The following is a 14,610-nucleotide window of genomic DNA, read 5'->3' as shown; positions in this document are numbered from 1 at the left end:
AAATAAAGCGCTATGACTACAAACAGACGGAGTTGCATATTGGCAGAATGCATTTATCAGACTAGAAATTATGGAAACATTCTAGTGTACGGAATGGCTTCTGTGCGGCTACAAGACAAAAACGGGACATTTACTTGGGAGTAATTGAGGAGTAGTTTTTGCAAAAACAAATAATAAGAGACCTAATAAAATGGAATGCTTTTCTCGGAAAATCATTGCTACATAAGGGCTTTTACTTCAAGATAACATGATATTTAAAATAAATGCAGCAGCTCATAACCCGGAGGTCGTAGGTTCGAGTCCTGCCCCCGCAACCATAAACGGCACCTAATTTTGTAGGAAATCAGGTGCCGTTTTTTGCCTCACAGGTTCGTTATCTTGCCCGGAACGAAATGTTGGGCCGATCAATCAACTTTGGAAACGGAACTCCCTCGCCCCACGTCTTTTTGCATAAAACATCGTGGTCTTTTCTAATTAATGCAAATAAAACGGTATCCAGAAGGCGAGCGGTTTTCCGCCTACTTTCTCTTGCGGCTTATCTTATATCTGCCCTGTTTTTTTAAATTCACTAGAAAAATGGTCCATTGAAGGAAATAATTGTTTTAATATTTTGAATTTTTTGTGAATGTTACAAAACCCATGTGAATATTTTGTCATAAATTACACTTGAAAACCGCCATTTAACGACTTATATTATTATGAGTATATAAAAACTTTTTCTCAGACGAAGGTAGTTCGTCTTTTCTTTGCATTGTTTGCGTGCACGTTCACGCAAAGTTGCGTGTACGTGCACTCGCACAAATACTCGCACAATTATACAAATATTTATTTGCAGCGATGCAGGCATTTTGCCGCCTATGCGGCAGGTTCCTGATTTTTGCAGTTCAAAAGCTACCTTTGGTGCATGGCTGCCATCTCGGATATAATTTATCCCATTCCCGCTGTATCTTTTTGGAAAGAAGAGGAATGACTTATGACAACCATTGAAACCATTGCTAAAAAAGCCGGTGTATCCCGCGGAACCGTAGACCGCGTGCTCCATAATCGCGGAAGGGTCAAGGCCGAGACGGTGGAGAAGGTCTGGGCCGTGATGGATGAGCTGAACTTTCAGCCCAACAATCTCGGCCGCGCATTTTATCTTTCCCGCAAGAAGAACAAGATCGGCGTGTTGGTTTCTCTCCGCGAGCCGGACTTTCAAAGATTGGTGATGCGCGGCGTCAGCGACGGCATTTCATACGCCCAGCAATACGGTATCCAGACTGTGACAGAATTTGCCCCACCCGACAATCAGACCGCCTATCTGGAAGCTCTGGGCCGCTTGATTGAAAGCGATATTCGGGGGCTGGTGCTGCGCGGCATTGAGTCGGAGCAGGTCAACGCGCTGCTTCGCCAGCTCACCACAAAGCAGATTCCCATAATAACTTATAACGCGGACACCGAGAACAAGCTGCGTGACTGTTTTGTCGGGCAGGATTCATATAAGAGCGGCGCCTGCGCGGCATTTTTGATGCAGCAGATTTCTTCAAAAAAGGGACGCACGCTGATTGTTGGCGTGGACCAGCTTCATTACTCCAGTGAGGAACGAATCCACGGCTTTGTCGATCACATTCTAAATGCTCCAGACGGAGAAATGGAGCTGGCTCCCGTGGTTTACAGCCAGGGCAATCACGATATTTCCTATCGGCTTGCCCGTGCCGAGATTGAGCAGTCGCCTGAGCTGACGGGTATTTTCGTCAGCGGCGCGGGCCTCAGTGGAGCCGCCCACGCTGTGGATGACGCCGGACTTTCCGGAAAAATTAAGGTGGTGGGTTTTGACACCACCGACTCCAACGTGGCCTGTATGAAAAAAGGAACTGTGCAGTTCCTTATTGAGCAGGACCCGTATCTGCAAGGTTATAAGTCCGTTCAGCTCTTGGTGGACGCGATTTTTCAAGACCGTCCGGTGGAGACGGCATATTACGACACAGGAATCCAAATTAAAACCCTTTATAATTACTGAAGCGTTTTTCAGTTTCCGTCGTTTAACTCGGTTAATTTCAGCAACTTGCTGAAATGGATTTTAGCTCTTACGCAAGTCTTTTCCAACGCGCAGCAATCTGTTATGTGATTGAAAGGAGGGAAGTTTATGAAAAAAGTGATTCGAAACACCAACGACCTGTTATTGGCGGCGGTGATGGGCGCTTTGTCTGTCTTTCTGCTGACCAGCAAGCACATCATCACCGGCGTGGAAAACGGCCTTGGCGGCATCTGGGCGCAAGCCAGCACCTACATCCACCTTCTGGCAGGGATTCTACTGGGACTTTGCATTTTGCAGTTGATTTACGCCATCAATTTTAAGCGAGACGGCGAGCATCAGGCAATCAAAATTCCCATCTCCAAAGAAATCGTCATCACTGCAGTGGCCCTGGTTCTCTATGCGCTGCTTCTGCCCGTGCTGACGTTTTTCCCCTGCACTTTGGTCCTGATTATCGTCCTGTGCGGCACCTTTGCAATGAAGGAGAATCAGGGAGATTCCGAAAAAGCGGGAAAGCTGCCCAAAAAGCAGCTTGTGGCCATTGTGGTCTATTCCGTTATTCTGACCGTTGCTCTGTGGGTCTTGTTCACCCAGCTTCTCAAGTGTATCCTTCCCTAAACGGGATTTTGGATAAACAACTTAATTTTAGGAAATGAGGAAACCTACATGAAAAAGGCTATGTCATTTGCACTTGCATCCGTCATGGTGGCAGGACTTCTGTCCGGCTGCGGCGGAAACAGTTCCAGCAGCGCAAGCAGTTCCGGTAGTGCCGCCAGCGGCTCCACCGCACTGGATTATCCCACCAAAAACGTCCAGATTATTATTCCCTACGCTCCCGGCGGCGGCTCCGACAACTTGGTGCGCGGCGTCATTCAGCATCTGGATCTGGGCGCTAACGCGGTTGCCATCAATGTGGAAGGCGCTTCCGGCTATATCGGCGCTCTGCAGGGCTATAACAGCTCCAACGACGGCTATACCATCATGACTCACAACGAGATGGACCTGATCTCCTACTCCATGAGCGGACAGGCTCAGGAACCCCTGTATGAGGATCTGGAGTACATCTGCGACGTGGTTACTGACTACAATCTGCTGTGCACCAGTCCCGACACCGGCTGGACCACTGCTCAGGAGGCAATTGACTACATCAATGCCAACCCCGGTACCGTGACCGTGGGCTGCACTGGCTCCAACAACGTCAACTACGGCACCACCATGGAACTTTTGAAGGCCATGGGCATCTATGACAAGGTCACCATCGTGCCTTACGACGGCGGCGCCGCCAGCGAAACTGCCCTGCAGGGCGGACACATCCAGCTGGAAGTCAACTCTCTGGCCGACACCTCTGCCTACATCGCGGCCGGCACCAACGTGCCTCTGCTGGTGTGCAACGACGAGCGCATTGATTCTCACCCCGACCTGCTTTGCACTGTCGAGGCAGGTTACAACGTGACCTACGGCAAGCCCCGTGGCTTCTTTGCCCCCAAGGGCACCGATCCCGCCGTTCTGGAGTACATTTCCGCCAAGATGAAGGATGTCTGCGCGAAGCCCGAATTTGTGGAAGCTATGGCAAACCTTGGCTTCACCGTGTCTTACGTTGACGGCCCCGCCGCCAAGGTTCGTGCACTTGCTTGGGCAGAGAGCCTGACCCCCGTCTTTGCAGACATGGCCCAGATTGCCGGCTAAAAACTATATCATCCTGCGCAGACAGGAAAGGGAGGGCTCTTGATTGTCGACAATCGTCCTTGGCTTTCAGTTTATCTTCAGTGACCCCACGAACATCGCACTGCTCCTTCTGGGCATTTTCGTCGGAATTATTTTCGGCAGTATTCCCGGTCTTACCGCAACGCTCGGCGTTACCCTGTTTATACCCTTCACCTACGTCATGTCGCCGGTTCAGGGCCTGACCATGCTGATTGCCGTCTACGTAGGCGGAATCAGCGGCGGTCTGATTACGGCCACCCTGATTAATATTCCCGGCACACCGTCGTCCATTTACACCTGTTTTGACGGGTACCCCATGACGAAAAACGGCAAGCCCGCTCAGGCTTTGGCCATCGGCGTCTTCTGCTCTCTTATAGGCGGTTCCTTTTCCGCGTTTGCTCTGATGGCAATTGCGCCTCAGCTTGCAAAAATTTCTCTGAGCTTTGGAAGCTGGGAGTATTTTGCGGTCGCTCTGATGGGTCTGTCGGTGGTTGTGGCCATGTGTTCCGACTCCATGATTAAGGGCCTGATCGGCGCGATTTTCGGCCTGATGCTGGGTGGTATCGGCATCGATTCCATCAGCGGCGTGTCCCGTCTCACCTTCGGCTTTTGGCAACTTCAGGCCGGTATCTCTTCCACCGCGCTGATGATGGGCCTGTTTGCCATCACCGAGGTATTTAACCAGTCTTTGGAGCTGCACAAGCCCCGCCCCAAGATTCACTTTGCAAAAACCACGCTCGTTCCTCCCTTTTCCGAGATGAAAAGCAGCTGGAAGGCTGTGGGCATCGGCTGCGTGGTGGGCACCGGCATCGGCATTCTGCCCGGTATCGGACAGAACGCCTCCACCCTGATTTCCTACAACCTGGCCCGCACTGTCTCCAAGACGCCGGAGATGTTCGGTCACGGCTGCCCCGAGGGCATTGCCGCTTCCGAATCCTCCAACAACGCCACCAACGGCGGCGCGTTGATTCCCCTGGTCTGCCTGGGCATTCCGGGCGATCTGACCACCTCAGCCCTGATCGGCGGCTTGATGATTCACGGCCTGCAGCCTGGTCCTCTTCTGTACAGCGAGCATCCGGAGCTGGTGGGCGGTATCATGGTGGCTTACTTCCTGGCAAACGTTGTGATGTACGTGATGGAGCTGGGCTTGATGAAGGCGTTTGTCCGTATGGTCAACGTGAAGCTGTCCTATCTGTTCCCCGCCATCGTGGCGTGCTGCGTACTGGGCGTGTATACCCTGAACAACCGTATGTTCGACGTATGGGTGATGATTATCTTCGGCTTTGTAGGCTATTTTCTCATTTGCCTCGGCATCGACATGGCGCCCGTCATTCTGGGCTTCATTCTCGGGCCGCTGATTGAGAAATATATGCGCATGGCCCTGATCGCCTCCAATGGCGAATGGGGACAGATTGTCACCCGACCCGTTGCGGTGTTCTTCGTGGTGATAGCGATTCTTTTCATTGTAATTCCTATCCTGCGAAAGCTGTTGATTCTCACCAAAAAAACGACATAAGACCTTTCCGGGCTACTTGTTCGTAAGCACAGACAGGCAGTCGGGCCCGCTGCTATTGCAAAGAGACACTCTTTGCAGCGCCGTGTCCCGGCTGCCTGTCCTTGTTAAAATTGGAGTGACCAATGGATTTGACTTACAAAGTACCAAAGCAAGCGTATATTGACCTGCTGGCGGATATGATTCGCCGCAACGAGCGCCGCCCCATCCGGGTGTTTACCCTTTTTTTATTGACTGTGGTGCAGATGGCAGCCGTCATTCTGCTTTGTATTTTTCGTCTGAATCCGGACCAGCGCGTTTTCTTTTTGGTCTGGTCCATTCTTTTGGCGGCGCTGACGCTTCTGCGCCGCTGCACCGTTATGTCCCGCGCCAAGGGCACGTTGCGGCGTCTGGAATATACCGGTCAGCTTCCTGAGGATTTCTGGAAGGAACATAAACTTGGCACGGTGGACGGACAACTCCGTCTGCGCTATGGCGCACAGCGGATTTCCTGCCCCCTGCACGGTCTTTCCCGGGTGGAAGAGCGGGCGGAGGCCCTGCACCTTTACTGCGGGGAAACCATGTTCGACATCGTGCCGGACTCTGCCTTTCCCAATCGGGAGGCCATGAAGCGCTTTGCCCGTTCACTGCGCGATCAGGCGGCGCATTCCCAGCCACCCACGGCGAAGCGCGAGAATGTGCCAGAAGACGGCCTCTCCTGGCACATGGAGGAAAACATTCTTGAAGACGGGCAATATCTCGCCTTCCGCACCCTTTATTACCGGCATCGCTTTTTGCGTTCCGCCACCTTTGTGCGCCTTGTGATCAGCGTGCTGGCCGTCATCAATCTGTTCCGGGATGCATCTGCCCTCAACATCGCCCTGAGCGTTGTGCTTTTGGTGCTGGCAAATTTGGAGAATCTCTCCATGCTTCCATTTATCTGCCGCCTGCGCATCCGGCGGGAGGTGGGCGATTGGCGAGGAAGCGAAGAATATCATCTCTCCCTGCGGGAAAATACGGTGGTCTTTGCCTCTGACCGAGCAGAGGCACGCATCCCTGTGGAAAAAATCAACCTTTGCGAGAAAGTCGGTCCTTACTATCTGATTGGCTGGAGCAGTTTCCCCGCCGTGGTGCTCCCAGCTCAAGTCTGGCAAACGCCGGAGGTATCCGCTCTCACAGAGGAGATCAAAGCTCTATATCAGAAAAAATAGCCTTTTTGAAGGCAGGAGGTATCGCTTTCATGAATGCACTGATCGTCGACCCAAGAGACAATGTGATTGTTGCCATTGAACCGATCGCCGCAGGAGATACGGTGACGTATCTTGTGAGCGGCAAGCCCGCCTCGCTGACGGCGACAGAAGACATCATTATCTATCACAAGCTGGCCATCCACGCTATCCAAAAGGGTGAGCCGGTGATTAAATACGGCGAGCACATTGGCGCCGCAACGGCACTTATCCCTGCGGGAGCTCATGTTCACGTGCATAACGTGGACAGCATTAAGGAAGACCGTCGGGCCAAGGAATAAAAGGGGATCACAATTATGACATTTTACGGATATCGCCGCCCTGACGGGCGCGTGGGCGTGCGGAACAAAGTTCTGATTCTGCCCGCCAGCGTCTGCGCTTCGGACGTCACCCGAATCATCGCGCAGCAGGTTGAGGGCAGCGTAACCTTCAACAATCAGCAGGGTTGCTCTCAGGTAGCTCCGGATCAGCAGTATACCATGGATATTATGGCTGGCTTTGCGGCCAATCCCAATATTTACGGAACGGTCGTGGTGTCTCTCGGCTGCGAGAACTGCCAGATGGACCTGGTCACCGCCGCCATTCGCGAGCGGACCAACAAACCCTTGGAGCAGGTTATCATCCAAGAGGTAGGCGGCACGCTGAAAGCCGTGGAAATTGCCGTTCGCTATGCTAAGGCGATGGTTGCGGACGCCAGCATCCTGCGCAAGGAGGAATTTCCCATCTCCGAGCTCATTGTTGGCACGGAATGTGGTGGCTCTGACCCCACCAGCGGTCTTGCCGCCAACCCGGTCATCGGCTCTATGAGCGACCTTCTGGTGGCCGCGGGCGGAACCAGCATACTTTCGGAAACCACGGAGTTTATCGGTGCCGAGCACATTCTGGCCCGCCGGGCCGCCACGCCGGAGGTCCATGACCGGATTTATGAGATTGTCAGCCGCTTTGAACAGTCCTTCCACGCCGTGGGCGAGGACGTGCGGGCCGGAAATCCCTCCCCCGGTAATAAGACCGGCGGCATCACCACGCTGGAGGAAAAATCGCTGGGCTGCATCCACAAGGGCGGACACAGCCCGGTTAGCGCCGTGTATGACTATGCCAAGCAGGTGGACCCGAAGCAGGGTCTTGTGATTATGGATACCCCCGGCAACGATCCCGCCTCCGTGGCGGCCATGGTGGCCGGTGGCGCACAGGTGGTGGTGTTTTCCAGCGGACGGGGCTCTCCCACCGGCAACCCCATCGCACCGGTGATCAAAATCACGGGCAACAAGCTGACCTTTGCCAAGATGGAGGATAACATCGATTTCAACGCCGCCCCCCTGATCTACGGCGAGAAAACGGTGGAAGCGCTTGGCGAAGAGCTTTTGCAGATGGTGGTGGAAACCGCCAGAGGTAAGCAGACAAAGGCAGAATCACTGGGCTTTACGGAAATCGCGATTGCCCGGGCATGTAATTTTGTTTGAGAAAGGGAGTACACAGATGGAAAAGAAAGTCGTGCGCTGGGGTGTTTTAGGGTGCTCCGGCATCGGAAAGAGCCGCACCATCCCCGGAATGCTTGCCGCATCCAACGCGGAATTTTATGCGCTGGCAGGTCGAGATGAGGCAAAGCTGAAGGCTTACGCCGAACCGTTCGGTCCCAAAAAGCTGTATACGGATTATCAGGCGCTTCTGGACGATGAGAATGTGGACGCGGTTTACATTCCCCTGCCCAACGCCATTCACTTGGAATGGGTGGTAAAGGCCGCTGCCGCCGGAAAGCACATTCTGTGCGAAAAGCCTCTGGCTCTCAACGAGAGCCAAGTGCAAGAGATGTTTGCCGCCGCCGAAAAGCACGGTGTTCTTCTGGAGGAGGCTTATGCCTTCCGCCACGCTCAGCTGGTGCAGAAGGTGAAGGAGATCATCGACAGCGGCGTGATCGGCAAAATTCGTTATCTTGAATCCAAGCACTCCACCTTTGACACCAACCGCCAGGGCATCCGGTATCAAAAGGGCATGGGCGGCGGCGCTGTGTTTGACGTGACGTGCTATAACGTAAGCCTTGTCTCCTATCTGCTGGGTGCAGACCCCACGGATATGCATGTGTACTGCGGCTTTGACGCACAGACCGGCGTGGACACCTCCGACTCCGTGCTTCTGCGCTACGGACAGGACGTATCCGCCATGCTCTATGCGGGACTGGATGCCTATCCTCGCGGATGCTTCTCCGTTCTGGGTGAGACGGGCCGCATTGATGTGGACCACAAGTTCAACAGCCGTGGCCTGTGCCACATCCGGGTTGGAAAAAACGCCCAGCCCCAGAACGCGGAGTATATCAACGAAGTTGTCACCGATTACACCGTCTGGGTAGACGACAACTATTATCTGGAAGTTGAGCAGTTTGGAAGCGCGATTCTCAGTGGTGCGCCCCTGACCATTTCCCGGGAGGAATCCCTGCGGACGGCCGCGTAGACTGAGCCTCCATTTTCCGGCAAGGGGTGATTTTCCTTGCCGGAAAAATTTAAAAGCGCTGTTTTGGCAGTGTTTAAAATACTCTATAAAGGGGTGCGGAATATGAAAAAAAGCGAACTGAGAAAGAGCGGCATCATGGTTTCCGGTCTGGCACTTGGAACTTGGGCCTATTCAGGCGCTGCCATCTGGGGCGCAAGCGACAATGCAGCGGCCCAGAAAACCATCCACTTCGCGCTGGAGCACGGTGTCAATCTGATTGACACGGCCGACCGGTATGGCGACGGCAAATCGGAAGAGGTTGTGGGTGAAGCGCTAAAGGGCTGCCGAGACAAGGCAGTTCTTGCCACGAAGGTTTACACTGACAAGCTACGCTATGACGACGTGATTGCCTGCTGCGAGGCCAGCCTGAAGCGGCTTCAGACAGATTATATCGACCTCTATCAGATTCACTGGCCCACGCCCGACATCCCCGTGGCAGAGACATTCCGTGCCTTCGAGGACCTGAAAAAGGCGGGTAAAATCCGCATTGCAGGCGTGTGCAATGCCGGCAAGCGCTGCGCGGCAAGTCTTGCTGACTACGAGGTTGCCATGAACCAGCTCCCCTATTCCTTGATCTGGCGGATTATCGAAAAGGAAGTTGTTCCCGCCAGCGTTGCTGCGGGTATACCGGTTTGCGCCTATTCTCCGCTGGCACAGGGCCTGCTCACCGGAAAGTTCCGGCGCATCGAGGATGTGCCTGTGACCAGACGGGAAACCCGGTTCTATCGGACCGGTCAGACTCCCTGCCGCCACAACGACCCCGGCTTTGAAGATGAGATTTTTGAATTTATCGGCGTGCTGATGGCTTTTTGTGAAAAGCACAGCTTCTCCCCCGCCCAGGTAGCCATGAATTTCCTGAAGCGTCAGGACTTCGTTCAGACGATTCTGGTGGGCGCGCGCACCATCGCTCAGATGGAGCAAAACCTTGGCGCTTATGAAACGGAAATTCCCTCCGAGTTGATGGAGGAGATTGAAAAGGCCTCCGAGCCTTTGAAGGCAATTATGGGAGAGAACGCCGACATGTGGCAGGGCGATGGCGGCCGCATGTTCTAAACCACAGAACCGCCCGGTCCTTACAAAGCAGAAAGCTTCCCCTGCGCGGCGAACGCCATCGCGCAGGGGATTTTTTCCGATTTCAATTTTTATGAATGGCCCTTAGTCACACCAAAAATAAACGCGGCGAACAGTCGATTTCTTTCTTTTGGAAATAATTGCGCAGAAATCGGGCAACCTATTATCTGTTAAATCGCTTTGTAAAGGGGAATTTGATGGAGACGTTTAAAAGATTGCCGACACATGTGGGTATTATTCCTGACGGCAATAGGCGGTGGGCAGTGACAAACGGACTTCAGAAAAAGGACGGTTATGCGCAGGGTATTCAACCGGGCTTTGCGCTCTATGAGCAGCTCTTGGAACTGGGCATCCGGGAGGCCACCTTTTACGGTTTCACCAAAGACAACAATCGCCGGGAAAAAGGCCAGCGGGATGCGTTTACAAAGGCCTGTGTGGACGCCGTACGCCTTCTCAGCGGAAGGGACGCCAATTTGCTGGTTATCGGCAACACAGACTCCCCCGCTTTTCCACCGGAGCTTCTTAAATACGCAAATCAACGCGTCCACTTTGGCCGGGGCCTGATTAACTTAAACTTTTTGGTGAATTACGACTGGGAGTGGGACCTGAACCATCTAGCGGAGGACAAAACCCTCCGCTCCGCCGAAATTTCCCGGGTAGATCTTGTGGTGCGGTGGGGCGGATGCAGACGCCTGAGCGGCTTTCTTCCTGCCCAGTCCGTCTATGCTGACTTCTATATTGTGGACGACTATTGGCCAGACTTTCAGCCCACCCACTTTTTGAACGCTTTGCGGTGGTATCAGACCTGCGACGTGACCCGGGGCGGCTGAATCTTCACCCCAACATCCGTTTGCAAAAATGCGCCTTGCTCTTTTTTATCCTAATGCTTATCATAACTCTGTCGCAGCCGTCATACTTTGCTCGTGAGGTGATTGCGTTGCAGGATTGCGACAGGTATTTGGTGAATGCCCCTTATCCGGAGGTAGGGAAGCTTGCCCACAATTTTGAATACGCTGCTCTTGTGTCCGATGCGTTTGCCGGGGCAGGCTCCGAAGCCACGGCCATAGGGCAGTATACGGCGCATAACTTTTACACGCTGGAGTATCCCCAACTGCATTTTGCATATGAGTGCATTACCGCAGTAGAATTTCATCATTTAAAGCTGCTGGGCGGTCTGGTTTTAAAGCTGGGGCAGGCTCCGAAATTGATGAGCTATATGAACAATGAATACTGGTCTGGAGAATTTCCCGTATATGCTTATCAGATTCGCCCGATCCTCTTGGCGGATCTGGAAGGGGAAAAAGCCGCCATTGCCCATTATTTGCGGTTGATCCGGCAAATCGACTGCCCGGAGATGCAGGCTCTTTTCCGAAGAATTATTTTAGATGAGCGAAAGCATGTGGAAACCATCAATGAATTTTTAAGGACACTGAGTTGAATGTTATTTTAAACGCAGCTTCAAAATAAGACAATGCCGTATGCTTTTGCATACGGCATTGTTTTATAATGAAAAGTGAAATTTTGTTGTGGGAAACATATCCCCTCATCGCATGGCAATGGTAACTTCGCTTTCCGCAGCGAGATCGCCCGCGGTATAAACGGTACATTTGCAGGTGGCAATGGCTTTTTCAGGCCGCTGGGTCAGTATTTCCGCGTGGATTTCCAGTGTGTCCCCTGGCAAAATCTTCTTTCGGAACTTTACATTGTTAATGCCCAGAAAGAGGGGGATTTTTCCGGCATAGTCCGGCTTGGTCATCAGCACCAGATCGGTGGCCTGTGCGGAGGCCTCCACCGTATACACACCGGGCAACACCGGATCACCGGGAAAATGGCCCTTGAAAATTTCCCGTGCGGGGTCCACGTAAAAGCTGGCCACAACACGCTCACCAGGAATAAGCTCTGAAACCTCGTCAATCAGCAGCATGGGGTCCCTGTGGGGAATAATGTCCATCACTTGATCGTGGTTGAGCTGAACTGCCTGCGTCATTTCAGATACCTCCTCAGTCGTTTTCCGCCCGGCGCTTATAACCCTCAAGCCGGTCGGCGGCATCGCGGATGGTTTTGGCGTACAGCTGCTCCGCCCGCTCGGGGAAGGAGTCCTCCAGCGCGGCGTAGCGGCGCTCGGATTTGAGATAAGCCGACAGATCACCGGTGGGGTCCTTGGATTCCAGAACAAAGGGGTTCTTGCCCTCCGCCTTCAGACGAGGGTCAAAGTGATACAGGTGCCAGTAGCCGCACTCCACGGCGCGCTTTTGTTCCAGCTGGCTGTTCCCCATGCCGCCCTTGATGCCGTGCTCCAGGCAGGGGCAGTAGGCAATGACAATGGACGGACCGGGATAGGCCTCGGCCTCGCGGATGGCACGCAGCGTCTGGGCAGGGTCGGCGCCCATAGAAACCTGCGCCACATAAATGTAGCCATAGCTCATCAGAATGCTGCCAAGATCCTTTTTGCGCACTTCCTTGCCGCCCGCTGCAAACTTTGCAATGGCGGCGGTAGGGGTGGCCTTGGAGGACTGTCCGCCGGTATTGGAATATACCTCGGTGTCCATCACCAGAATGTTGATGTCGCGGTTTTGTGCCAACACGTGGTCCACGCCGCCAAAGCCGATATCGTAGGCCCAGCCGTCGCCGCCGAAGCACCAGACAGACTTCTTGGTCAAAAACTCCCGGTTGTCCAGCACAAACTTGGCCGCCTTGACCGCTTCCTGATTGGGCGTATTAACCTTCTCCAGCGCGGCAATGAGTTGGTCGGACACAGCGCGGGTCTTTTCGGACTCGTCCTTGTCCCGGAGATAGGTTTCGCAGGCCTCCTTGGCTACACCAGCATCAATCAAGGTCTGAATGCGGAGCAGAACCTCCTTGTTGATCACCTCGTGGGCATTGAGGAAGCCGAAGCCGAACTCAGCATTGTCTTCAAACAGAGACTGTTCCCAAGAGGGGCCGAAGCCACGCTCATCCTTGCAGTAAGGAGTGGCAGGCAGAGGACCGCCATAGGCGGAAGAGCAGCCGGAGGCGTTGGCAATGTACATCCGATCGCCGAACAGCTGGGTCACCAGCTTGATATACGGCGTCTCGGCACAGCCCGCGCAGGCGGCGGAGAATTCAAAATAGGGCTTGGAGAACTGGCTGGATTTCACGTTCTTGGCAGAGAAGGCATCCTTTTTCACGGACGTCTGCTCCACGCCGAAGGTCCAGTTTTCCCCTTCGGCCACCTGCGACTCAAAGGGCACCATGGTCAGCGCTGTGTCCTTTGCCAGACAGATGTTGGCACAGGAACCGCAGCCCATGCAGTCATAGGGAGAAACCTGCATCCGGTACTGATACTGGTTCAGCCCCTTGGCCGGAACTGTCTCAAAGGAAGCGGGCTTGTTGGCGGCCTCCTCCTCATTGAGCAGCACAGGGCGGATCGCCGCGTGAGGACACGCAAAGGCGCACTGGTTGCACTGAATGCACTTGTCGGCATCCCACTTGGGGACCATGACGGCAACGCCGCGTTTTTCAAAGCGGGTGGTGCCGTTTTCCCAGGTGCCGTCCAGACAGTTATACTTTTTAAAGGTGGAGACGGGAATTTTGTCACCTTCCTGGCTGTTCATGGGGATAACCACATCTCTGATAAAACCGGGAATATCCTTTTCCGGCGCAACATCGTCGGGTGCGCTGGCCCATTCAGCGGGGATTTCAAATTTCCGCACATCGGTCAGTCCGCGGTCCACGGCGGTATAGTTCATATTGGTGATCTTCTCACCAGCCTTTTTGAAATAGCTCTTATAAATACCGTCCTTCATTTCCTTGACTGCCAGATCCAGCGAAATGATGTTAGTCAGTTTAAAGAACGCGGCCTGCAACACGGTGTTGGTGCGGTTTCCAAGACCAATTTCCCGGGCAATGGCGGTTGCGTCGATGACATACATCTCCGTGTGCTTCTTGGCAAGGTCGCGTTTCATCTTGCCGGGAATGTGAGCGGGCAGGTCAGCGTCGCTCCAGCCACAGTTCAGAAGGAAGGTTCCACCGTCCTTCAAATCGGCCGTGACATCGTATTGACCAAGGTAAGACGGCTCGTGCAGTGCCACAAAGTCCGCGGAATTTACCATGTACGGAGAGCGGATGGGGTTTTTCCCAAAGCGCAGATGAGACTGGGTCAGTCCGCCGGATTTCTTGGAATCGTAGGAGAAATAGGCCTGCGCATACATGTCCGCCGCAAGACCGATAGTCGTAATCGTATTCTTGTTGGCGCCCACGGTGCCATCGCCGCCGATTCCCCAGATTTTGCAGGAGGTTTCGCCCTCCTTGGGAATGGAAACTTCTTCATAAGGCAAAGAGGTGAAGGTCACGTCGTCCTCAATGCCGATGGTGAAATCGTTTTTGGGTGTTTCGTTTGTCAGGTTGTCGTACACGGCAACAATCTGACCCGGGGTGGTATCTTTGGAGGCCAGGCCATATCGGCCGCCCACCACCTGCACACCGGGGCAGTTGCGGTGCAAAACGCTTTCCACGTCCTGATACAGCGGCTCGCCCATGCCGCCGGGTTCCTTGGTCCGGTCCAGCACCGCCACCTTTTTAACGGTCTTGGGCAAAACGGACAGGAAGTGCTCTGCGGA

General features: G+C 53.8%; 13 protein-coding genes. 11 read left to right on the top strand and 2 right to left on the bottom strand.

All coding sequences use genetic code 11. The features are described from left to right. Positions 1 to 973: 973 nt before the first annotated feature. The 11 genes from RT018_RS13280 (at position 974) to RT018_RS13230 (ending at position 11,450) form a co-directional block, all read left to right on the top strand. Positions 974 to 1,999: a LacI family DNA-binding transcriptional regulator gene (locus RT018_RS13280; protein WP_312942754.1), complete on the top strand. Its 1,026-nt coding sequence runs from the start codon at positions 974 to 976 to the stop codon at positions 1,997 to 1,999. A gap of 126 nt (positions 2,000 to 2,125) precedes the next feature. Next, positions 2,126 to 2,632 (top strand): tripartite tricarboxylate transporter TctB family protein, encoded by a 507-nt coding sequence (locus RT018_RS13275; RefSeq protein ID WP_312942752.1) that lies wholly within the window; start codon positions 2,126 to 2,128, stop codon positions 2,630 to 2,632. A gap of 48 nt (positions 2,633 to 2,680) precedes the next feature. Next, positions 2,681 to 3,700, top strand: coding sequence for a tripartite tricarboxylate transporter substrate binding protein (locus RT018_RS13270; protein ID WP_312942750.1), 1,020 nt, complete (start codon positions 2,681 to 2,683; stop codon positions 3,698 to 3,700). A 43-nt stretch (positions 3,701 to 3,743) separates the two neighbouring features. Continuing rightward, a complete protein-coding gene (locus tag RT018_RS13265) occupies positions 3,744 to 5,234 on the top strand; it encodes a tripartite tricarboxylate transporter permease (protein WP_312942748.1) in 1,491 nt (496 codons plus the stop codon). 122 nt (positions 5,235 to 5,356) lie between these two features. Next, positions 5,357 to 6,421 carry a hypothetical protein gene (locus RT018_RS13260; protein ID WP_312942745.1) on the top strand — a complete coding sequence of 355 codons (1,065 nt, stop codon included), beginning with the start codon at positions 5,357 to 5,359 and terminating at the stop codon, positions 6,419 to 6,421. A gap of 29 nt (positions 6,422 to 6,450) precedes the next feature. Beyond that, positions 6,451 to 6,738, top strand: coding sequence for a UxaA family hydrolase (locus tag RT018_RS13255; protein ID WP_312942744.1), 288 nt, complete (start codon positions 6,451 to 6,453; stop codon positions 6,736 to 6,738). Between the two features lie 15 nt (positions 6,739 to 6,753). Beyond that, the gene (locus tag RT018_RS13250) at positions 6,754 to 7,917 is read left to right on the top strand and encodes a UxaA family hydrolase (protein WP_312942742.1); all 1,164 of its coding nucleotides are present in this window, start codon (positions 6,754 to 6,756) and stop codon (positions 7,915 to 7,917) included. Between the two features lie 16 nt (positions 7,918 to 7,933). Then, a complete protein-coding gene (locus RT018_RS13245; protein ID WP_312942740.1) occupies positions 7,934 to 8,902 on the top strand; it encodes a Gfo/Idh/MocA family oxidoreductase in 969 nt (322 codons plus the stop codon). Positions 8,903 to 9,004: 102 nt separating this feature from the next. After that, positions 9,005 to 9,994 carry an aldo/keto reductase gene (locus RT018_RS13240; protein ID WP_312942738.1) on the top strand — a complete coding sequence of 330 codons (990 nt, stop codon included), beginning with the start codon at positions 9,005 to 9,007 and terminating at the stop codon, positions 9,992 to 9,994. A gap of 215 nt (positions 9,995 to 10,209) precedes the next feature. Next, positions 10,210 to 10,842, top strand: coding sequence for an undecaprenyl diphosphate synthase family protein (locus RT018_RS13235; protein ID WP_312942737.1), 633 nt, complete (start codon positions 10,210 to 10,212; stop codon positions 10,840 to 10,842). A gap of 107 nt (positions 10,843 to 10,949) precedes the next feature. Next, on the top strand, positions 10,950 to 11,450 hold the full coding sequence (locus RT018_RS13230) for a hypothetical protein (protein WP_312942735.1): 501 nt from the start codon (positions 10,950 to 10,952) through the stop codon (positions 11,448 to 11,450). Positions 11,451 to 11,555: 105 nt separating this feature from the next. On the opposite strand, the gene fabZ is transcribed toward RT018_RS13230, so the two are convergent. Next, entirely contained in the window at positions 11,556 to 11,999 is a 444-nt protein-coding gene (gene fabZ, locus RT018_RS13225; RefSeq protein WP_312942733.1) for a 3-hydroxyacyl-ACP dehydratase FabZ, read from the bottom strand. Between the two features lie 13 nt (positions 12,000 to 12,012). Further along, positions 12,013 to 14,610 (bottom strand): pyruvate:ferredoxin (flavodoxin) oxidoreductase (gene nifJ / locus RT018_RS13220; protein WP_312942731.1); only part of this gene is annotated, 2,598 nt, incomplete at its 5' end.

This window comes from Oscillibacter sp., from assembly GCF_032060045.1.
GTDB lineage: Bacteria > Bacillota > Clostridia > Oscillospirales > Oscillospiraceae > Oscillibacter.
The sequence above is the reverse complement of the archived record's forward strand: the minus strand, read 5'-3'. Positions and strand labels throughout refer to the sequence as shown.

Excerpts from the sequence above, each read along its gene's own strand:
- fabZ (WP_312942733.1), bottom strand. The coding sequence starts at position 11,999 with ATGACGCAGGCAGTTCAGCTCAACCACGATCAAGTGATGGACATTATT.
- RT018_RS13270 (WP_312942750.1), top strand. The coding sequence starts at position 2,681 with ATGAAAAAGGCTATGTCATTTGCACTTGCATCCGTCATGGTGGCAGGA.
- RT018_RS13275 (WP_312942752.1), top strand. The coding sequence starts at position 2,126 with ATGAAAAAAGTGATTCGAAACACCAACGACCTGTTATTGGCGGCGGTG.
- RT018_RS13260 (WP_312942745.1), top strand. The coding sequence starts at position 5,357 with ATGGATTTGACTTACAAAGTACCAAAGCAAGCGTATATTGACCTGCTG.
- RT018_RS13250 (WP_312942742.1), top strand. The coding sequence starts at position 6,754 with ATGACATTTTACGGATATCGCCGCCCTGACGGGCGCGTGGGCGTGCGG.
- RT018_RS13255 (WP_312942744.1), top strand. The coding sequence starts at position 6,451 with ATGAATGCACTGATCGTCGACCCAAGAGACAATGTGATTGTTGCCATT.
- RT018_RS13235 (WP_312942737.1), top strand. The coding sequence starts at position 10,210 with ATGGAGACGTTTAAAAGATTGCCGACACATGTGGGTATTATTCCTGAC.
- RT018_RS13245 (WP_312942740.1), top strand. The coding sequence starts at position 7,934 with ATGGAAAAGAAAGTCGTGCGCTGGGGTGTTTTAGGGTGCTCCGGCATC.
- RT018_RS13240 (WP_312942738.1), top strand. The coding sequence starts at position 9,005 with ATGAAAAAAAGCGAACTGAGAAAGAGCGGCATCATGGTTTCCGGTCTG.
- RT018_RS13280 (WP_312942754.1), top strand. The coding sequence starts at position 974 with ATGACAACCATTGAAACCATTGCTAAAAAAGCCGGTGTATCCCGCGGA.